Here is a 20831-nt window from a genome sequence, read left to right on the forward strand (position 1 = left end):
GTCCCGTGGTGTAGCGGTTAACATGCCTGCCTGTCACGCAGGAGATCGCCGGTTCGATCCCGGTCGGGACCGCCATTATTATTGCCGGTGTAGCTCAGTTGGTAGAGCAACTGACTTGTAATCAGTAGGTCGTGGGTTCGACTCCTATCGCCGGCACCATTCCCTTGGAGGGGTAGCGAAGTGGCTAAACGCGGCGGACTGTAAATCCGCTCCTTAGGGTTCGGCGGTTCGAATCCGTCCCCCTCCACCATTTTAGGGGCATAGTTCAACGGTAGAATAGAGGTCTCCAAAACCTTTGGTGTGGGTTCGATTCCTACTGCCCCTGCCAGGTATTGAGGTACTCGTTCATAATACAGCTAATATAATTTATATAGTGGCGATTGTGGCGAAGTGGTTAACGCATCGGATTGTGGTTCCGACATTCGTGGGTTCGATTCCCATCAGTCGCCCCATTTTAAAATTGGGGTATAGCCAAGCGGTAAGGCAACGGATTTTGATTCCGTCATGCCTAGGTTCGAATCCTAGTACCCCAGCCATTTTTAATTTCATGAGCCATTAGCTCAGTTGGTAGAGCATCTGACTTTTAATCAGAGGGTCGAAGGTTCGAGTCCTTCATGGCTCATCATTTTTTAATTAGCATGCGCCCGTAGCTCAATTGGATAGAGCGTCTGACTACGGATCAGAAGGTTATGGGTTCGACTCCTGTCGGGCGCGCCAATAAAATCATGTTTACGGAATGTAGCTCAGCTTGGTAGAGCACTTGGTTTGGGACCAAGGGGTCGTAGGTTCGAATCCTGTCATTCCGACCATCTTTCATGATAAATGGGGCCTTAGCTCAGCTGGGAGAGCGCCTGCCTTGCACGCAGGAGGTCAGCGGTTCGATCCCGCTAGGCTCCACCATTGTAATATTTTTGGAGGTATACCCAAGTCTGGCTGAAGGGATCGGTCTTGAAAACCGACAGGCGGGTAACACCGCGCGGGGGTTCGAATCCCTCTACCTCCTCCATTTTTCGGGTCAGTAGCTCAGTTGGTAGAGCATTAGATTGAAGCTCTAAGTGTCGGCGGTTCGATTCCGTCCTGACCCACCATTATTGCGGGTGTAGTTTAATGGTAAAACCTCAGCCTTCCAAGCTGATGTCGTGAGTTCGATTCTCATCACCCGCTCCAAAATGGGCCTATAGCTCAGCTGGTTAGAGCGCACGCCTGATAAGCGTGAGGTCGATGGTTCGAGTCCATTTAGGCCCATCATTATTCCGAAGTAGCTCAGTTGGTAGTAGCACCTGACTGTTAATCAGGTTGTCGCAGGTTCGAGTCCTGCCTTCGGAGCCACGGCCCGTTGGTCAAGTGGTTAAGACACCGCCCTTTCACGGCGGTAACACGGGTTCGAATCCCGTACGGGTCATCAAGCATGTAGCACAGATGTGTGTTACATGCTTTTTTCTATTCTCCTTTTTCATGTTGTTGAGAAAAGATCACTAGCAGAAAAAGACACCTATTAGCAAGGTAAGAGGTTGATTTCCGTTCCGCCAGCTTCCTTTCCAGAGGGCGTCCGATGAGCCACTTCACTCATTTACGTTTGCTCCAGGGTCTCATCTGTGACGCTGGCTCCACTACAATCAACTTTTCTGCAAAGTGTCTTTACTTTACTTTTTTCATAGTAGCATAGCGATCAAAAAGCCCATTATCTGTATGCTTAGAGGAGATAAGCTCTTATTTTCAATGTGGAGTAGGGAATCAGTTACAACAGCCAGCCATAAGTGAACACCTTCAATTTATTTGTGGGATAAATGAGGAAGACTACTTGATTGCCGGGGTTAGCCAGAAAGAGACTAACCGCAGCGCGAAAGCCAAGCGTCAGCAGCATGTAAGTAGCCTAAAATGGAAAGACTTTTATCTTTCACAAAAAATTCTATTGATTGCTTTGCTACAACACTATGAAGGTTATATGATTAATGTAGACTTTTTACAATAGTTAGGATCCCTCTCCCTTACATTCTCTTAAGAAAGAGAGTCTATAGAGTAAATTTGAACAAACTATTTCATATATAAAATATGTATGTTTTTTCAATTACTATTTTCATGGTGCTTGTGGTTTTGTTCCTCTAATATGAGGATAAGTGGAGGAATCGATATGAATATACAGGAGATACAGCAATTTTTAAGTCTATATCAGACAGAACAAAATCAATCAGAATTTTGGTTAAAGAATAGATTACAGGCAGTTAAGGATGCAGGTGAATATCACCCAACAACAGAGGAGCTAGTTTTTGGCGCACGGGTGGCATGGCGAAATAGCAATAAGTGTATTGGACGTCTGTTTTGGCAGTCACTGCATGTAGTAGATGCACGTGATGTTTTAGATGAAAAGGCTATTTTTCAAAAATTACTAGAACATATTGATTATGCGACAAATCATGGGAAAATCCGTCCAACTATAACAGTGTTTGCTTCAGATAGAGTACGGATTTGGAATCATCAACTAATTCGTTATGCAGGCTATGAAACAGAGGCAGGCATTATTGGAGATTCGCAGTCCATTAAATTTACAAAAGTGTGTGAGTCGTTAGGATGGAAAGGTAAAGGAACTGATTTTGATGTACTACCAATCGTTATACAGGTGGATGATCGTGCTCCTCAAATGTTTGTAATTCCTGAAGAAAATGTAGTAGAGGTTTCAATCCGCCATCCAGAGTCAATCGATGTGGAGAAATTAGGAATGAAGTGGTATGCTGTACCTATTATTTCGAGTATGCGTTTTCAAATGGCTGGAATTGATTTTCAAGCAGCTCCATTTAACGGCTGGTATATGGGAACAGAGATTGGTGCACGAAATTTAGCAGATCATGATCGTTATAATATGTTACCTGCAATTGCAGAGATTTTTAATCTTGATACAACCAAACAAGCGTCTCTTTGGCGTGATCGTGCTTTAGTAGAACTTAATATTGCTGTTCTTCACTCATTTAAAGAAGAGGGTGTGAGCATTGTTGATCATCATACAGCAGCTCAGCAGTTTAGATTGTTTGAGGAGGCTGAAAAATCAACAGGAAGAGAAGTTACTGGCAACTGGACATGGTTAATCCCACCAATTTCCCCTGCCACAACTCACATATTCCATAAACCCTATGTAAATATATATCATACACCAAATTATTTTTATCAAAAACCATGCTATTAGTGTAAAGGAATTGTTTACTTTCAACACTTTTGATGAGAGAGGGCTTACTATGTTAGATCAGCAAATTCCCAATATCCCGTGGAGACAATTGACGACACCTTATGGTAGAGGTACAGCCATTCCTAAGCTGATAGAACAGGAGCAATACACACAACTAGCTGAATTAATCGAACATCAAGGTACACTGTGGCAGGTGACACCATGGGTTTTGCTTGTCCTGTTAAAAAAGCTTACTAGTAAAAAATTAGAGGTTGTCTCCTTACAAGAAATACAATTATATTTAGCTGTGGCACATGCTATTACGAAAGATTATCTCGACCCAGTCAATACTGTTAAAAATATGCAGGAGCTATTAGACGTCAACTATTTATGGATAGAAAATGAGGACAATGATGAGCAGGAGTGGGAGGAAGAAACGCCAAAGGGCTATGGAAAGCAAGCTTTTGTAGGCTATTACTATTATAGTTATTTGCTTTTACAAGAGGCTGTTCCTATTTTTTCTACTATAACAGCTCGTAATAATGAAGCATCAGAATGCCTTGCTGAATTGCTAACATTAATCCAGCAACTCGACAATTAAGTAATGTGTAAACACTATATAGAAATAAAGCAGATGGAGGAAGCTGAACCACCTGCTTTATTTAATTTTAATGCACATATTCATTCTTAGAAGCTCTCATTGAGCAAAAGAAGAGTAAAATTGCCACAACGACAAAGAGCCATCCCGCAATATTCCAACCACCAAATAAATCATGCAAGTAGCCAAAAAGAATAGGACCAATTGCGGCAAATAAATAACCCAAAGATTGTGCAAAGCCTGATAAATCTGCTGCTTCAAATGCAGTACGAGTACGGAGAGTGAAGAACATCATTGCTAGGGCGAATGAAGAACCACCTGCTAACCCTAGAAGAACCATCCACAGGACCCCAAGACTTGTCCATTCCATGACAACTCCAACAAAGCCTACTAAATAGAAGGATGTAAACATCAATACAAGTGGGCGTTGAGAAGTCATTTTACCTGCAATAATAGGCACTGCCAAAGCCATTGGTACTTGTGAGAATTGCATGATTGAAAACATCCAGCCAGCTTTATCAGGCGCTAAACCTTGAGCAATATAGATCTCAGGTATCCACGCTGCTGTTGTATAGAATAATAAAGACTGTAAACCCATTGCCCCTGTGACAGCCCAAGTAACAGGTGATTTCCATAAAGGTGTACTGGTCTTTTTAGATGTAGTAACTGGTTCTGGGTAATTTGACTTTAGTTGAGGTATCCAAATTAGGATTGTAATTAGAACGAGTATGAGTGCAATGGAAAGCGCACCTTGCCAGCCTAACGATGAATTAGCTATCGGATAGCTAATACCAGCTCCAAGGCCAGCAGTAAAATTCATGGACATGGTGAAAAAGGCCATTAATAAACCCACATGATATGGAAATTTCAATTTTAATAATCCTGGAATTAGTACATTTCCAAAAGAAATGGCTACGCCAATTAACACAGTACCCAATAGAAGTAATTCTGTCGTACCAAGTGAACGTAGGACAATTCCTAAGGCCAAGAGAAAAGTTGATAAAAATAATGTTAGCTCAAGCCCTAGTTTGCGTGCTACAACTGGTGCAAATGGAGATATAATAGCAAAAGCCAGCAATGGAATTGTTGTTAGAAAGCCAGCCACTACATTAGATATTCCAAGATCTTCACGGATAAAGGATATAATTGGACCAACAACAGTTAGTGGCATTCGTAATGTAGAGGCTATAAAGATAACGCCAAAGACTAAAAGTAAGGTTGTTCCTTTCCAGCTAATTTTTTTACTTGGATAACTAGTGGTATGATCATTTGTAGTCAAAATAAATCCCCCCTAATAATAACCATTCTAATTGAACTACTATAACACTTTATCACACTATTAAAAATAGTAGAAGATTCATAAAATACGGAACATTTCTTGCGGTATTGAAATGTCTATGGTCTTATGTTAGTATAATAAACATCATAAATTTAATAATTATATGCCTCATGTTTGTATTGAGGTAGAGGTCGCGATATTTATAAGTATGCTAATTGAAATGACAAGCATTGATGAGATTAGCTGAAAGGAAATATTGCCGAAGTGTGAGGGGACTTGAAAACCTCATGCTGGGGCTGTCTCCGAAAGGAACAGAACTGTCACGTTTGTACAACGTGTTGAGCTATCATGTAGGAAAAACTGAGGATTAACGTAGCCATCACAGTGTATATGTGATGGCATTTTTTTGCCTCATAAATAGGAAGGAAGCTATATCGTGAGTGAAATAAAAGTAAATCAGCTCGGACATAAAGCGCCGAAGCTGAAAAAAGAATTAAAAAGCCGTCATATTACAATGATTTCTTTAGGCGGTACAATTGGTACGGGGCTATTTTTAGCCAGTGGAGGTGCTATTGCTCAGGCAGGGCCTGGGGGAGCATTGCTTGCCTATGCTTTAATCGGTATTATGGTGTATTTTTTAATGACAAGCTTAGGGGAAATGGCTGCCTATATGCCATCATCAGGTTCATTTAGTACGTATGCAACCAAATTTGTAGATCCCGCTTTGGGCTTTGCATTAGGCTGGAACTACTGGTATAACTGGGCAATCACCATTGCTGCCGAAATTGCTGCTGTGTCATTAATTATGAAATATTGGTTCCCAGATAGCTCATCAGCACTTTGGACAGTATTATTTATTGCTGTTGTATTGACGTTTAATTTACTATCCGTAAAAAGTTATGGTGAAAGTGAATATTGGTTTGCCATGATTAAAGTAGCAACGGTTATTGTTTTTATTATCATTAGCTTACTAATGATTTTTGGTATTTTAGGTGGGCAGGCTCCTGTAGGTTTTACTAATTTCTTTGTTAGTGATGGGCCATTCCATGGTGGCTTCCTTGCTACATTTGGTATTTTCCTAGCTGCAGGATTTTCATTCCAAGGGACAGAATTACTAGGAATTACAGCTGGTGAAACAGATAATCCTGGTAAAAATATTCCGAAGGCTGTTAAATCTGTATTTTGGCGTATTCTTTTGTTTTATATTTTAGCGATTGGTGCAATCGGGATGTTGATTCCATTTACAGACGAACGTTTGTTATCAGAAGATATCGCAGTATCACCCTTTACACTAGTGTTTGACCGTCTAGGTATTGCCTTTGCTGCTTCTTTAATGAATGCCATTATTTTAACGGCTATGCTGTCAGCAGGAAATTCAGGACTATATGCATCTTCTCGTATGCTATGGCAATTAGCAGTGGATGGACATGCACCTAAATTTTTTGCAAAGCTAAGTCGTAGAGGTATTCCGATTTATGCACTTATGGCAACATTAGCTGTAGGCTGTTTAGCATTTTTGGCATCCTTCTTTGGCGATGGAGTGGTTTATATCTGGCTATTAAATGCTTCTGGAATGTCTGGCTTTATTGCATGGCTAGGTATTGCGTTTAGTCATTATCGTTTCCGCCGAGCGTTTGATGCACAGGGCTTAGATCCAAGATTATTACCTTATAAAGCCAAATTATATCCGTTTGGACCACTATTTGCTTTTACAGTTTGTATGATTGTAGTCATTGGACAAAATTACACAGCCTTTACAGGCGATAAGATTGATTGGTACGGTATCCTTGTTTCGTATATTGGGATTCCATTATTTTTAGCATTATGGTTGGGCTATAAAATAAAGCACAAAACAAAAATGCTTCCACTTAAAGATTGTGATTTAAAAGTTGAAGATTAAATAATAGAGCTGTTCTGTAAACCTAAGAGCGATGGTTTATGGGGCAGTTCTTTTTTCAACACTCATAAACAAAATCTCTCTAATCAAACATCATAAATATGGTAATGTAATATACATATGGAAATTGGGTTTTGATAGGAGAGGTGCATGATAGTGCAAAAACATATCTTACTGGTAGAAGACGATGAAGCCATTCGTGAAATGGTTGATAATTACTTAACGATGGAAGGTTTCAATGTCACAACAGCGACTAATGGCGAAGAGGCATTACATAATTGTTTGCAAAATACCTTTGATTTGGTCATCTTAGATATTATGATTCCTAAATTAAATGGTTTGGAAGTATTAAAGATTATTAGAGAGCAGGCAGCACTTCCTATCATTATTATGTCTGCAAAAGACAGTGATGTTGATAAAGCATTGGGCTTAGGATTGGGGGCAGATGATTATATTGCTAAACCTTTTTCTATGCTGGAGTTTTCAGCACGTGTAAAGGCTGTTATCAGAAGAGCTACGAAATACTCTAGTCAAGCTGAACAAAAGCAAGAGGTCCTCGAAATTGATAATTTAAAGATAGATATCGTTAATTTCTCAATAACAAAGAGCGGACAAGAGATAAAGCTGACATCAAAGGAATTTTCCATTTTAAAATTGTTTGTGACAAATCGTCACAGGGTTTTTACCAAAGAGCAAATTTATCAGATGATATGGAAAGATGCCTATTACGGAGATGAAAATATTATAAATGTACATATTAGAAGACTACGTGAAAAAATAGAAGATGATCCATCAAATCCTCAGTATATTAAAACTCTATGGGGAATCGGCTATAAGTTTGAGGGATAAAAATATGATGATATTTCTATTAATAATAATTGTATTGCTAATCGGGGTCCTAATTTTTCAATGGAAAGTCAAGAGGGAACAAGAACGCGCTATCCAATACATTCATAGTAAACTACACGTAATTGTGAATGAACAGACGTATGAAAAGATTCTAGTAACAACTACAAATTCAGAAATTCAACAGTTACTTATTAAACTGAATACGTTGCTAGATCAACATCAAAAAATCCAGGCTACACATCGAAAAATGGAAAATTCCATGAAAAAGATGTTGGCCAATATTTCGCATGATCTTAAAACACCTTTAACCGTTGTACTTGGCTATATTGAAATGCTTCAACTTCAAAATGCGATGAGTGACGAAGAACGCCAACGATTACTTACAGGTGTACATGCTAAAACATTAGAAGTGTTAAAAATTATCCATACATTTTTTGACTTGGCGAAATTAGAGGCTGGAGATACAGATTACCCAATCACTAAAATCAATGTCAGTGAAATATGCCGTAAAAATATTTTGTCTTTTTACGATCTGGTTACTTCAATGGGATTAGATATTAATATTGATATTCCTGCAAGCCCCATGTATGCCCTTGGTAATGAAGAAGCATTAAATAGGGTTCTAAACAATCTACTGTCTAATGCTATTGCATATGGAGCAGATGGCAATGTAATTGGAATTACCGTAAGACATGAAGAAGCCAATATTGGTATTGATGTGTGGGATTGTGGCAAGGGTATTGATGAATATCATATCGATAGCGTATTTGAAAGGATGTATACACTTGAGGATTCTCGAAATAAATCTTTTCAAGGCAGTGGTTTGGGACTAACGATTACAAAGCGGCTAGTAGAAATAATGAATGGCTCCATCCGGTTATCGAGTATTCCTAATGAAAAAACTACTTTTACCATTTCGCTAAAACGAATGATGTATTGAATCCAGTTGTGCTTGTAGAGCTTTAATGCTTTGCAGGCTTTTTTACTTAAGAAATTTGTAAGAATGCAGTAATAAAATAGAGAGTTTCATTTTTTATAATGAAGCTAGTCACAATTGAGGGAGCGAATTACATGACATACATTGTAAAAACAAATCAGCTTACGAAAGTGTACGATGGAAAGGAAGTTGTTTCTGCTGTCAATATGAACGTTAAGAAGGGAGAGATTTATGGATTTTTAGGTCCCAATGGTGCAGGTAAAACCACTGTTATGAAGATGCTAACTAATCTAACGAAGCCTACAAGTGGAGATGTAGAAATATTAGGGGAGAAATTGACCGACAAATCCTATGAAATACTAAAAAGAATGGGGACAATTATTGAATATCCTATTTTTTATGAAAAATTAACGGCTAGTGAGACCCTAGAATTACATTGTGAATACATGGGTTATTATGATAAGAAAGAAATTGCACATGTTCTTAACTTAGTAAAGTTAACGAATACAGAGAATAAGCAGGTTAAAGATTTTTCTCTAGGGATGAAGCAGAGATTAGGCATTGCAAGGGCCATTATTACAAAGCCAGAGTTACTTATATTAGACGAACCAATTAATGGATTGGACCCAGTAGGAATAAAGGAGTTAAGAGAGCTTTTCAAGATGCTTTGTAAGGAGTACGGCATAACCATTATTATCTCAAGTCATATTTTGGCTGAAATAGAACAATTGGTCGATACAATAGGTGTTATTAAGAATGGAAGGCTCATCACTGAGGTAGCAATGGATACTATTAATCGTGATCAGGTCAATTATACCGAAGTGATCGTAAGTGATGGGAAAAAGGCAGCGTTTATTATTGAAAACGAATTAAACATTACTAATTTTAAGCTGATGGATGATAACTCTATACGTATATACGACTCAACTGTATCCCAACAAAGCCTATCAAGAGCATTAATTGAACATGACGTTGAGATTGAAGAGATTAGTAAAAAAACAAGTTCATTAGAGGATTATTTCTTAAAGCTAATCAATGGAGGCGTTGTTCATGCTTAATTTAATGCGTTTAGAAATGAAAAAGTTCCATTTAGGATCATATGTTAGAGGAGCTATCATTGCTAATTTAGTCATTCTCGGGTTTCTGTTTATGATTTTATTTATTTCTAAAGTAGAAGGAGATCCAGGGCTTGAAAATTACAAGGTTGCTTTAAGTGTCATTGATTCATTTGTAAGAGCAGTTTTTATTATTTTTGCTTCTACGTTAATAGCTAAGTTAATCATCGGAGAATATAAATTTAAAACCATTACATTAGCCTTTATGTATCCGATAAGTAGAAAGAAATTAATGGTCGCAAAGCTTGCTATTGTCATGCTATTTACTTTCAGTATGATCATTATCTCCAATGCTCTTATTACAGCCATTTTTTGTGTCGTAAGCGATCGATATGAATTAATTCCAGATGTACTATCAAGTTCTTTAATTATTCAGCATATACCTTCTGTATTGATGAATGCGATAGCTGCCTCAGGCATAGCTTTAATCCCATTGTATTTTGGGATGAGAAAATACTCTATACCGACAACTATCATTTCATCTATTATAATTGTGTCTGTCACTTCGTCAAATTCAGGTAACTTTACTTTAAACGATATAATTATTATTCCAATTACTTTAGCAATCGTGGGACTGGGTATTGCTTATTTAGCCATTAGAAATATCGAAAAGGTGGATGTTTAATCAAAAAGATACCAGGTGCTCATTCCTAGAGTACCTGGCTTTTTGTTATCCAAAAATTGTTTCCCACAGTAAGTAAATGTTTAACGTAACAACAATGACTACGACAAACCAACCTAAAACAGTTGTAATACGGTGATTAACTAGGCTTCCCATGATGTCTCGTTTACTTGTAAACATAACAAGAGGGACAAGTGCAAAGGAAATACCAAATGATAAAACAACCTGACTAAGAACCAAAGCATAGGTAGCATTCACACCAGAGGCAATGATTGCAAGTGGTGGCACCATGGTAATCGCTCTACGTAAATAAAGAGGTATTTTTCTTTGAATGAAGCCCTGCATCACTACGTCACCGGCTAAAGTCCCTACAGAGGAACTAGCAAGCCCTGCAATAAGTAAACCAAGACCAAAGGAAATGGCAGCCAGTGGGCCGAGCGCATCTTTTAAGCCATTATAGGCAACATCTAAATCTTCAACTACAACGCCTTGGGTATGGAATACTGCTGCGGCAATTATGAGCATACTCATATTGATGGCACCAGCAATAATCATAGCGATGATAATATCGATAAATTCAAAACGGAAAATACGTTTTTTTTCTGCCTCATTCCGACCAATAATACGACTTTGTGTTAAAGAGGAATGTAAGTAAATAGCATGAGGCATAACGGTTGCACCTAAAATACCTGTTGCTAATAATAGTGAATCTACACCTTCAAAGTGTGGCGTGAACATGCCGATCGCTACATCGCCCCATGCTGGCTGCGCTAAAAATGTTTGAAAGGCAAATGCCAATACAACAATTAAAACCATGCCAGAAATACCTGCTTCAAAGGCTCTAAATCCTCTTCTTTGCAGCTCTAAAATAGCAAATGAACCCACTGCTGTAATTAATGCGGCGGGAAGCATTGGGATATTGAAAAGTAAATAAAGCCCTAATGCTGCTCCGATAAATTCCGCGAGGTCAGTGGCAATGATGACCAATTCTGCCTGTATCCACAAAAAGATAGAAGTTTTTTTAGAAAAATGCTCGCGTGCGACTTCAGGTAAATTTTTTCCTGTCGCAATCCCAAGCTTGGCAGACAGAGACTGAATTAACACAGCCATTAAATTAGAAAAGGCTATAACCCAAAGTAGCAGGTAGCCGTATTGAGAGCCTGCTGTAATATTTGTAGCAAAATTACCAGGATCGATATAGGCGACTGCTGCAATGAAAGCAGGTCCTAAAAATGGTAAAAATCTTCGCCAACCTCTTATATCTCCATCTAAAACCGCCTCTGCTGACGATTTTGTGACTCGTTTGTAAACCATATTGTTCCCTCGTTTCAAAAAGTATCATCAATGAAATAAAGTTTCCTATAGGAAAATAAGATATTAGTATTCTAACGCTAGGAATAAAAAAAGTGAAGTGGTTTGCTTTATCCTTCTATAAGTATGTGCCATTCTCATCATTTTCTAATTAGACTTTCACCACTTGTATCGTATACGATGAAAAGAAAAGGCGAAGGACGGATTCGACATGACACATCGAATTTTAATTATAGAAGATGAAGAAAATATTGCGAGAGTGCTACAACTGGAGCTTCAATTTGAAGGATATGAGGCAGCAATGGCCCATACCGGAACAGAAGGCTTACTACAATACCGTGAGCAGCAATGGGATTTAATTTTACTTGATATCATGCTACCTGAGATGAGCGGTATTGATGTGCTAAAGCGTATTCGTGCAACAGAATCTCAAACACCTGTTATCATGCTAACTGCCAAAAGCGAGGTAGAGGATAAGGTAAAGGGCTTGGATTTAGGAGCCAATGATTATGTGACAAAGCCTTTTGAAATTGAGGAGCTACTGGCACGAATTCGCAATGCATTACGGTTTTCGCAGAAGGTAAGCCCAAAGCAAGTTGCACTTTCATTTGGCCATTTATCGATAAACGAGCAAACAAGGGAAGTTGTATATTTTGATAAGGAAATTCAGCTGACACCTCGTGAGTATGATTTGTTGTTCTATTTACTAAAGCATCCTAAACAAGTACTGACAAGGGAGCAAATATTAGAGGCTGTGTGGGGCTATGATTATTATGGGGATACAAATGTTGTGGATGTTTATATACGTTATGTACGACAAAAGCTTGAGGCTGCTAATCCAACACCTCTTATCCAGACAATTCGAGGTGTTGGATATGTGCTAAAGGAACATAGTTATGAGACTTAAAACAAAAATCCATCTACTAACAACATTGCTTATGCTAGTTATAGTAGTGGCAACAAATAGTGGAATTTATTTGTTATATGAGAAATTTGCCTATGATACGGAATATAATCAGCTTCAGTCACGGGCAAATGAGTTAAGCTCTACACTGAGTCAGTTAAATGCACAAACCAACCTACAGCAAGTATTAAGAGCCTATATGCCAACAGATGGTGCCGTTTATATTTATGATGGTGAACTTTTGAAAACGAAGGTTCAGGCTACACTTGAAATGCAAGAGGTCCCTTCTATTACCTACACAATGCCTGCCATTTGGATCGACGGAACGGTGGTGGACATAACATTGCAGCAATCTATGGAAGAAGTAGAACGGACATTAGATTTGTTAAAGGTCATCTTAGTTGTTGTATCTGTTGTGGCATCGATTCCTATTTTCCTAGCGAGCTTGGTACTTGGGCGACTTATTTTATTACCGTTAGAACGTTTAAATGAGACCATGCGCAAAAGTGCATCTACTGGGAAATATGAAAAAATAGATACCACAGAAAAAGGTGGGGACGAATTAACAAACATTAACCGCACTTTTAATATGATGATGGAGAAGCTTGAACAACATTATCAGAAGCAACAAGAATTTGTATCAAATGCCTCCCATGAATTAAAAACTCCTATAACTGTCATTGAAAGCTATGCAAAACTACTCCTAAGGAGGGGGTTTGATAATCGGGAGGTTGCTCAGGAATCCTTGCAAGCTATTGCCAATGAATCATCTCGTATGCATGAAATGGTATTGCAATTGCTAGAACTAGCTAAAAACAAAGAACAATTGGACGTTCATTTCGAACAACTAGAGCTTGCCCCGTTCTTAAATAAAGTAGCTTTACAAATGGAACAGGCTTATCATCGAACATTTAGAATTGATGAGCAGATTCCAAAGTTTATTTATAGTGATGAAAAAATATTGAAGCAACTACTTTTTATTTTGCTGGATAATGCTAGGAAATATAGTGAGGATGAAGTACGTATTCAAGCCACTGAAACAACCAATCATGTACGTATTACCATCCAAGATTTTGGTATTGGTATTCCAATCGAGCATATTCCTCATTTATTTGAGCGTTTTTATCGTGTAACAGAGGATCGTAATCGTAAAACAGGTGGTTCAGGGCTAGGGCTAGCAATAGCACATGAACTGGCACAACAATTAGGTATAACGATCGATGTGAAAAGTAAGCTAGGGGAAGGCTCAAGCTTTACTTTATGTATACCAAAGGAGGGACAGCAATGAAAAAGTGGATGTTAGTAATTGTTGTTATTATCCTTCTTTGTAGTGGAGTAATTTGGTTTGTTCAACATCGTTATTTTTACGTTCAACCTATTAGTGAAGCGGAGGCTATTCGCCATATTGAGACTATCTACAATGGTCATGTTACACAAGTTGAAAAACAAGGAAATACCTTTGAGATGCTTTTTACGCGTGAGGATGTCAAGTATGCAGCTATACTTGATGTTACGACACAACAGGTAACTGCTCTAATCATGAAAGAAGGACAAAGTAAATTACTATTAACAGAAAAGCAGATCAGACAAATGGTTAAAAAGGAATATGGAGATGTAGAAAGCGTTATGCTTACAGACTCCGTTTATACTGTACGTGTTGAAAATGAGAAAATTCAAAAGGATTTAACCCTTGATGGTTATACAGGCGAACTACTGGCAGAGAAAAAGGTTGAGCCACAAGAACAACCTATCGAAGAGCCTATTATTACTGAGCAACAGGCTATTCAAATAGCTCTTAAGCAATTAAAGGGTGAGGTGGATTCAGTTGATTTTGAAGAAACCTCAGAGGGTGGTTACTATTTAGTTGAGATTGAAACGCAGGAGGACGAAGCTACATTTCAAATTCATGCTGTTTCAGGAAAAGTACTGTCTGTAACATGGGATGACGATCATTAAATCATTCTCATGAGATTCTAATGTTCCTCTTATAGTTCTATCATCTTCACTTGGTAAGCTAAGTTTAGATAAAACAAAGGAGAGATGAACATGAAAAAAATGATAATGATTCCAGCACTAGTAATTACTCTTGGAGTGGGTGCAGCGATTGGCTCGACGACTTTATTATCAGGAAATGCCCAAGAAAAAAAGGTCTTATCCATGCAGGAAATTGAGAAGAAAGCGCTAGCGGTAGTGGATGGTACAGTTGCAAATATCGAATTTGACCAAAATCAGTTTAGCTCTATTTATGAAGTAGAGGTGTATACAGATACAGAAGAATATGATTTAAAATTTGATGCTTATAGTGGGAAATTACTCAAGCAGAAAAAGGAACGTCTAGATGACGATGATTGGGATGATCATATTTCTGCTACAACTGCTACAACAAAAATAATTACAAAAGAGCAGGCTATCAAGACAGCCCAAACAAAAGCAAAGGGTAAAGTGACAAAAATTAAGCTTGATGATGGTGTATATGAAATTGAATTAAAAGACGGTCAATATGAATATGAAGTAGATGTGGATGCAGTCTCTGGAAACATTATAGATTTTGAACAAGGCTTTGATGACTAATTTAATGAGCTGTCTTAAAGGGAGAACATACCTTTAAGGCAGTTTTATTGTTTTTATTGTGGGTATTTACTAGGTATTCAGGAAATTTACTTTAAGAAGTGGTTATTTATATGTTCAAAAAAGAAAAAATTTTCTTCTTTACTTTTTCAATTAGCAGGCGTACTATGACATCATTATAAAAGTTTCAAATTTCTAAATCGCTGAAGCAACTAAACGCGGGGGAACCAATTTTGATGGATGGCATAGCCATTCTTGGGGTGAATCTCTTCCTTATGGAGGAGTAGGGCTACTCAGGCCCGAATCCGACAGCTAACCTCGTAAGCGTTAAGAGCAGAAAAGTGGAGCTTGGCAGACGGATGAGCGTCTACAAGTCTTATTTAGTGATGACTTGTAGGCGTTTTTTGATGTAATTTAGAAAGGCGAAACACATTCTATGAAACTAGAAGGTGTTTATCAATGAAATCCTCATTCAAACGTTATGTAATCGGCAAACCATTAAGATCCGATGCGTTAGGGGAACAAAAGCTAAGTAAAACAAAGGCACTGGCCATATTATCATCAGATGCATTGTCATCAGTAGCCTATGGACCAGAACAAATTTTAATTGTCCTGATGACGGTAGGTACAATGGCGTTTTGGTATTCTTTACCTATTGCCACTGGAGTAGTTATTCTACTCGTGGCACTGATTTTATCCTATCGTCAAGTTATCTTCGCCTATCCACATGGGGGAGGCGCCTATGTCGTATCACGAGAAAATTTAGGCGTGAATGCAGGTCTTGTTGCAGGGGGTTCTTTGCTTGTTGATTATATTTTAACGGTAGCAGTAAGTGTGTCGGCCGGGACAGATGCCATTACATCTGCATTTCCAAGTCTTCATGCTTATAATGTACCCATTGCTATTATATTTGTGATTTTCTTAACGATTTTAAACTTGCGAGGTGTAACAGAGTCAGCCTCTATCTTGGCTTACCCAGTTTATCTATTTGTAGGCGTTATGCTGTTGCTAATCGGGATTGGGCTCTATAATGTGGCAACTGGACCGGTGCCTGCAGAGTTACATCCAAAGATTGGTACACCAGTGGCAGGGATTAGCCTATTTATTTTATTAAAGGCATTTGCATCAGGAAGCTCAGCGTTAACAGGAGTAGAGGCTATTTCTAACGCCATACCTAATTTTAGAAATCCTGCTCCAAATAATGCTGCTAAAACGCTTTTAGCAATGGGCGCCATTTTAGCCGTTTTATTCATCGGGATTGTTAGTCTAGCTTATTTTTATGGCGTTGCACCAACAGCAGAAGCAACAGTCGTTTCCCAACTAGCAGAAGCTAGTGTTGGTCGGAATTTTCTTTATTATATTGTTCAGGGGACAACTGCAATGATTTTAGTACTTGCCGCAAACACAGGGTATTCAGCATTTCCCTTGCTTGCTGTGAATTTATCGAAGGATGGTTTTATCCCAAGAATCTTTCAAATCCGAGGGGACCGTCTTGGCTATTCAAATGGTATTTTAATGCTAGGTATTGCTGCCATTGTTTTAATTATACTTTTTGACGGGGCCACAGAGCATTTAATTCCGCTCTATGCAGTAGGCGTATTTATTCCCTTTACATTAGCGCAAACGGGGATGATGAGAAAATGGTGGCGCGAAAAACCTAAAGGCTGGGTAGCAAGATTTACGATCAACACAATTGGGGCCGCTATCTCTTTCATCGTGGCAATGATGTTTTTTGTGACAAAAATGCCTCAAGTTTGGCCGGTGTTTATCTTTTTACCAATTATTATTTTTGTATTCCATCGCATTAAGCAACATTATCAAGCTGTTGGAGAACAGTTAAGGTTAAATCATGAGGAACTGGCTACTATTGAGGGGAATGTTTTCATTGTGCCAGTAGCTGGTATAACAAAGGTGGTTGAAAACTCCCTACATTATGCCAAATCACTTAAGGTTGATAAAGTGATAGCCTTTTATGTAGCTTTCGACCAAGCAGATGCAAAAGCTTTTGAAGAGAAGTGGAATGCCTGGCAACCTGATGTACGATTAGTTACCTACTATTCACCATATCGCAGCATTACACAGCCATTAATTAAATTTATTGATAAAGTAGAACATCAATGTACGAAGACAGGTCATAAAGTAACGGTTGTTATCCCTCAATTCTTACCGAAAAAAGGGTGGCATCATATGCTACACAACCAATCGAGTCTTCTCATTCGTACATCACTGTTATTTCACAGAAATGTCGTCATTATGACAGTACCGTTCCATTTATCAAAATAATGCTAGCAAGCTAGAAAATAGTCTGTTATAATCAGTACGTTGATTGAAAACACGAACGTTTACAATTAAAAAGTTACAGAATACCATTAAATTCCGAAAAATCAAACTTTTTTTGGTGAGAGATAGTAGCTCTTGCCGAATAAAGTGATAAATTGGTTATTCTGATAGTTTCATACAAATTCACTCATATAATAGCGAGAATAGGGCTCGCAAGTTTCTACCGATTTACCGTAAATGAATCGACTATGGGTAGCAATGCTTTTAGAGAACTTCTATTTTAATGATGTTTTCTATTCATTTCGACGTTTTTGCGCTGAATGCTTTGCTCCACTCGTAGCAGAATGGAATCAAAGTATTCAGCGTTTTTTTATAATTTTTTACGAAAGAAGGATATGAAAGAAATGAAGTTATTACAAGACAAAATTATGCAAGAGGGTAAAGTATTATCTTCATCCGTATTAAAGGTTGATACATTTTTAAACCATCAAATTGATCCAATTCTAATGAAGGAAATTGGTCATGAATTCGCAAATCGTTTCTCTGATCAAGTGATTACAAAGATTTTAACAATAGAATCTTCAGGTATTGCCCCATCCGTGATGTTAGGCTTAGAAATTGGCGCGCCTGTCGTGTTTGCTCGAAAACGTAAATCATTAACGCTTTCAGATAACCTTTATTCATCAAAGGTACATTCATTCACAAAAAATGAAACAAATGAGATCTCAGTCTCACGTAATTTCTTAAGCGAAGATGACAATATTTTAATTGTAGATGATTTCTTAGCCAATGGTGAGGCTGTCAAAGGCTTACTTGATATTGCTGCACAAGCGGGTGCAAATGTTGTGGGAGTTGGAATTGTTATTGAAAAGGGCTTCCAAGATGGCGGAAAATTATTGCGTGAGCAAGGTGTTCGCGTTGAGTCATTGGCAATTGTAGATTCTCTTGAAGATGGCAAAGTAACATTTGCTACGGAGGCTCGCGCGTAATGAATACCTTTAAATCGACTGCGCTAGCGATTCAACATTTACTTGCAATGTATGCTGGAGCCATTTTAGTGCCATTGATTATCGGTGGGGCAATTGGCTTCGATTCAACACAAATGACGTATTTAGTAGCGATTGATATTATGATGTGCGGGATCGCTACACTTTTACAAGTTTATTCAGGTAAATTCATTGGTATCGGCTTACCTGTAGTACTTGGCTGTACATTCACAGCGGTAAGTCCAATTATTGCAATTGGTACAAACCCAGAGCAGGGTATTACGGACATTTATGGTTCTATTATTGCCTCTGGTGTAATTGTAATGATAATTGCGGGCTTCTTCGGTAAGCTTGTGAAATTCTTCCCACCAGTCGTAACAGGGTCAGTTGTTTCAATTATCGGTATTTCCTTATTACCAGTAGCATTAAACAATATGGCAGGTGGACAAGGTGCTGAGGATTTTGCTTCTGCTTCTAATGTAGCCTTAGCCTTCATTACATTGGTTATCATTTTAGTCGTTTATCGCTTTTCTACAGGCTTTGTTCGTGCCATTTCTATTCTGATTGGATTAGTAGCAGGAACAATTTTAGGTGCATTCATGGGGAAAGTTGACTTTAGCCCGGTTTCTGAAGCCGATGCACTTCACATGGTGCAACCTTTCTACTTTGGCATGCCAACATTTGATGTAACGGCAATTATTACAATGACACTTGTAGCAATGGTATCCCTAGTAGAATCATCTGGTGTCTATTTTGCATTAAGCGATATTTGTAATAAAAAATTAGATTCAAAAGATTTAGCTCGCGGCTATCGTTCAGAAGGTCTTGCGTCAGTAATCGGTGGTATTTTCAATGCCTTCCCATACACAACATTCTCACAAAACGTGGGGCTAACGCGTATGTCAGGCGTTAAGGACCGTAAAGTCATTTACATCACAGGTGGTCTTCTTGTAGCATTAGGCTTCCTACCAAAAATCGCAGCATTAACAACAATTATTCCAACGTCTGTACTAGGTGCGGCAATGTTAGCGATGTTCGGAATGGTGATTACGCAAGGTATGGGTATGCTTGTACCCGTTATGAACGAGTCAGCAGAAAACGCGATGATTGCTGCGATTGCAGTAAGTTTAGGGGTCGGTGTATCAGTCGTTCCTGGCATTTTTGATGCATTACCAACAAGCGTTTCAATCTTAACATCTAATGGTATCGTTTGTGGTTCTGTAACAGCGATTATCCTTAATATTTTATTCAACATGATTGGGCCAAAGCATAAAAAAGATCCGATGCATGGGGAAGTATAAAAAGATAATTAAATAACATTCATCAAAATATTCTACATATTTTGATGAAAAGAATAGTGTCACCTACTTTTATCTATTGATTTAGATCTGAGGAGGTGCCACTTTTTTGTCGTTATGGACTGTATGTTTTAAACTATTGATAATAACTTTAGTTGAAATTTGTTCCTTTAACATAACTCTAGACAGTCATATGGAATGTTTAACATTAGAACTAAAAGGGAATTTAAAATAGAGTTGTTGAAATCGCATGTAACTCTCTCTTTCAACATATACTTATATAAAACTACTCTCAGAAAGGTCTAGTACAAATGCAAAGTATTGTTTTAATTTTAATCCTACAATTAGTATATGTACCTTTTTTAACATTACGAACAATATTTTTAGTAAAGAATATCACGTTCCTTGCTGCGATATTTGGGATGCTGGAGATGTTGGTGTATGTATTTGGCCTTTCACTCGTTTTCAGTGGGAAGCAAAGTATGTTATCTATGGTTGTCTATGCAGTTGGGTTTGGATTAGGTATATTTTTAGGAGCAAAAATAGAACGAAAGCTAGCGATAGGCTATGTTTATACAACCATTAATACGCAAAATAAGAATGAAGAGCTTGTGAAATTTCTTCGCAACGAAGGGTTTGCAGTCACGATTTATATAGGAGAAGGGCGAGATAGTAACCGCTATAAATATGAGATCTTAACGAAGAGGAATCGTGAAGGAGAGCTCTTTCAAATAGTAGAGCAATTTGAACCGAATGCGTTTATTATCTCGTATGAGCCTAAGTCATTTAAAGGCGGCTTTTTACTTGCTCGTATGAAGGCTAAGCAAAAATAATATTCACTATGAAAGGACCCTCGCTAAAAGCGAAGGTCCTTTTTTAGTGTTGAAAAACAAAACAGGCAATTGAAAGGTAGAAATGGATTTCCGTTGCAGGCTACTTGCTTTCCTGTGGGCGAGCGCCGAATCGCTTCCTCCGCTACCGCTCCGTGCAGGGCTTCGCCTATCTCGCTATCCCACGGGAGTCAAGTAGC

Annotated in this window: 18 protein-coding genes, 15 tRNA genes and 3 riboswitches; of the genes, 31 read left to right on the top strand and 2 right to left on the bottom strand. The window is 38.3% G+C overall.

What is annotated here, in order from left to right; all coding sequences use genetic code 11:
- Positions 1-83: 83 nt before the first annotated feature.
- The 18 genes from HCH28_RS23445 (at position 84) to HCH28_RS23530 (ending at position 3758) form a co-directional block, all read left to right on the top strand.
- Positions 84-159, top strand: a tRNA-Thr gene (locus HCH28_RS23445).
- A gap of 7 nt (positions 160-166) precedes the next feature.
- A tRNA-Tyr gene (locus HCH28_RS23450) sits at positions 167-250 on the top strand.
- Positions 251-254: 4 nt separating this feature from the next.
- Positions 255-328 (top strand) — tRNA-Trp (locus tag HCH28_RS23455).
- Positions 329-376: 48 nt separating this feature from the next.
- Positions 377-452: transfer RNA gene (locus tag HCH28_RS23460), tRNA-His, on the top strand.
- A gap of 9 nt (positions 453-461) precedes the next feature.
- Positions 462-536: transfer RNA gene (locus HCH28_RS23465), tRNA-Gln, on the top strand.
- 13 nt (positions 537-549) lie between these two features.
- Positions 550-622: transfer RNA gene (locus tag HCH28_RS23470), tRNA-Lys, on the top strand.
- 18 nt (positions 623-640) lie between these two features.
- A tRNA-Arg gene (locus tag HCH28_RS23475) sits at positions 641-717 on the top strand.
- Between the two features lie 15 nt (positions 718-732).
- Positions 733-809: transfer RNA gene (locus HCH28_RS23480), tRNA-Pro, on the top strand.
- A 15-nt stretch (positions 810-824) separates the two neighbouring features.
- Positions 825-900, top strand: a tRNA-Ala gene (locus HCH28_RS23485).
- A gap of 13 nt (positions 901-913) precedes the next feature.
- Positions 914-1006: transfer RNA gene (locus HCH28_RS23490), tRNA-Ser, on the top strand.
- A gap of 6 nt (positions 1007-1012) precedes the next feature.
- Positions 1013-1088: transfer RNA gene (locus HCH28_RS23495), tRNA-Phe, on the top strand.
- 5 nt (positions 1089-1093) lie between these two features.
- Positions 1094-1167, top strand: a tRNA-Gly gene (locus HCH28_RS23500).
- 4 nt (positions 1168-1171) lie between these two features.
- A tRNA-Ile gene (locus HCH28_RS23505) sits at positions 1172-1245 on the top strand.
- 7 nt (positions 1246-1252) lie between these two features.
- Positions 1253-1329 (top strand) — tRNA-Asn (locus tag HCH28_RS23510).
- A 1-nt stretch (position 1330) separates the two neighbouring features.
- Positions 1331-1402: transfer RNA gene (locus HCH28_RS23515), tRNA-Glu, on the top strand.
- Positions 1403-1801: 399 nt separating this feature from the next.
- Positions 1802-1972, top strand: a complete 171-nt coding sequence (locus HCH28_RS23520; protein ID WP_221683344.1) for a hypothetical protein — start codon at positions 1802-1804, stop codon at positions 1970-1972.
- A gap of 159 nt (positions 1973-2131) precedes the next feature.
- A complete protein-coding gene (locus tag HCH28_RS23525) occupies positions 2132-3178 on the top strand; it encodes a nitric oxide synthase oxygenase (RefSeq protein ID WP_221683345.1) in 1047 nt (348 codons plus the stop codon).
- A gap of 49 nt (positions 3179-3227) precedes the next feature.
- Positions 3228-3758, top strand: coding sequence for a hypothetical protein (locus HCH28_RS23530; protein WP_221683346.1), 531 nt, complete (start codon positions 3228-3230; stop codon positions 3756-3758).
- Positions 3759-3825: 67 nt separating this feature from the next.
- Here HCH28_RS23530 and HCH28_RS23535 read toward each other — a convergent pair whose 3' ends face one another.
- Entirely contained in the window at positions 3826-5034 is a 1209-nt protein-coding gene (locus HCH28_RS23535) for a CynX/NimT family MFS transporter (RefSeq protein WP_221683347.1), read from the bottom strand.
- Between the two features lie 177 nt (positions 5035-5211).
- Positions 5212-5388, top strand: a riboswitch (Lysine riboswitch).
- Positions 5389-5470: 82 nt separating this feature from the next.
- On the opposite strand from HCH28_RS23535, the gene HCH28_RS23540 reads away from it, so the two are divergent.
- The 5 genes from HCH28_RS23540 to HCH28_RS23560 all read left to right on the top strand — a co-directional run bounded on the left by HCH28_RS23540 (position 5471) and on the right by HCH28_RS23560 (position 10457).
- Entirely contained in the window at positions 5471-6934 is a 1464-nt protein-coding gene (locus tag HCH28_RS23540; RefSeq protein WP_221683348.1) for an amino acid permease, read from the top strand.
- A gap of 153 nt (positions 6935-7087) precedes the next feature.
- A complete protein-coding gene (locus HCH28_RS23545) occupies positions 7088-7780 on the top strand; it encodes a response regulator transcription factor (protein ID WP_312130939.1) in 693 nt (230 codons plus the stop codon).
- 4 nt (positions 7781-7784) lie between these two features.
- Positions 7785-8720 (top strand): sensor histidine kinase, encoded by a 936-nt coding sequence (locus tag HCH28_RS23550; protein ID WP_221683350.1) that lies wholly within the window; start codon positions 7785-7787, stop codon positions 8718-8720.
- Positions 8721-8851: 131 nt separating this feature from the next.
- Entirely contained in the window at positions 8852-9775 is a 924-nt protein-coding gene (locus HCH28_RS23555) for an ABC transporter ATP-binding protein (RefSeq protein ID WP_221683351.1), read from the top strand.
- Entirely contained in the window at positions 9768-10457 is a 690-nt protein-coding gene (locus HCH28_RS23560) for an ABC transporter permease (RefSeq protein ID WP_221683352.1), read from the top strand. The genes HCH28_RS23555 and HCH28_RS23560 overlap by 8 nt, the downstream gene beginning before the upstream one ends.
- A 45-nt stretch (positions 10458-10502) precedes the next feature.
- Here HCH28_RS23560 and HCH28_RS23565 read toward each other — a convergent pair whose 3' ends face one another.
- The gene (locus tag HCH28_RS23565; protein WP_221683353.1) at positions 10503-11768 is read right to left on the bottom strand and encodes an Nramp family divalent metal transporter; all 1266 of its coding nucleotides are present in this window, start codon (positions 11766-11768) and stop codon (positions 10503-10505) included.
- A gap of 208 nt (positions 11769-11976) precedes the next feature.
- Between HCH28_RS23565 and HCH28_RS23570 the strand changes: the two genes are divergently transcribed.
- From HCH28_RS23570 to HCH28_RS23605, 8 genes are all read left to right on the top strand, one after another.
- Positions 11977-12672: a response regulator transcription factor gene (locus HCH28_RS23570; RefSeq protein ID WP_009373358.1), complete on the top strand. Its 696-nt coding sequence runs from the start codon at positions 11977-11979 to the stop codon at positions 12670-12672.
- Positions 12662-13957, top strand: coding sequence for a HAMP domain-containing sensor histidine kinase (locus tag HCH28_RS23575; protein WP_221683354.1), 1296 nt, complete (start codon positions 12662-12664; stop codon positions 13955-13957). The genes HCH28_RS23570 and HCH28_RS23575 overlap by 11 nt, the downstream gene beginning before the upstream one ends.
- Positions 13954-14625, top strand: coding sequence for a PepSY domain-containing protein (locus HCH28_RS23580; protein WP_221683355.1), 672 nt, complete (start codon positions 13954-13956; stop codon positions 14623-14625). The genes HCH28_RS23575 and HCH28_RS23580 overlap by 4 nt, the downstream gene beginning before the upstream one ends.
- Before the next feature lie 90 nt (positions 14626-14715).
- Positions 14716-15240 carry a PepSY domain-containing protein gene (locus tag HCH28_RS23585; RefSeq protein WP_221683356.1) on the top strand — a complete coding sequence of 175 codons (525 nt, stop codon included), beginning with the start codon at positions 14716-14718 and terminating at the stop codon, positions 15238-15240.
- Positions 15241-15428: 188 nt separating this feature from the next.
- Positions 15429-15578, top strand: a riboswitch (cyclic di-AMP (ydaO/yuaA leader).
- Between the two features lie 118 nt (positions 15579-15696).
- Entirely contained in the window at positions 15697-17520 is a 1824-nt protein-coding gene (locus HCH28_RS23590; protein ID WP_221683357.1) for an APC family permease, read from the top strand.
- A 164-nt stretch (positions 17521-17684) separates the two neighbouring features.
- Positions 17685-17786, top strand: a riboswitch (purine riboswitch).
- Positions 17787-17921: 135 nt separating this feature from the next.
- On the top strand, positions 17922-18506 hold the full coding sequence (locus HCH28_RS23595; protein ID WP_221683358.1) for a xanthine phosphoribosyltransferase: 585 nt from the start codon (positions 17922-17924) through the stop codon (positions 18504-18506).
- Positions 18506-19804: a nucleobase:cation symporter-2 family protein gene (locus tag HCH28_RS23600; RefSeq protein WP_221683359.1), complete on the top strand. Its 1299-nt coding sequence runs from the start codon at positions 18506-18508 to the stop codon at positions 19802-19804. The genes HCH28_RS23595 and HCH28_RS23600 overlap by 1 nt, the downstream gene beginning before the upstream one ends.
- 308 nt (positions 19805-20112) lie before the next feature.
- A complete protein-coding gene (locus HCH28_RS23605; RefSeq protein ID WP_004227692.1) occupies positions 20113-20634 on the top strand; it encodes a DUF2179 domain-containing protein in 522 nt (173 codons plus the stop codon).
- The last annotated feature ends 197 nt before the right edge of the window (positions 20635-20831 follow it).

Origin of the sequence: Lysinibacillus sp. K60, from assembly GCF_019731275.1 — a bacterium.
GTDB lineage: Bacteria > Bacillota > Bacilli > Bacillales_A > Planococcaceae > Lysinibacillus > Lysinibacillus capsici.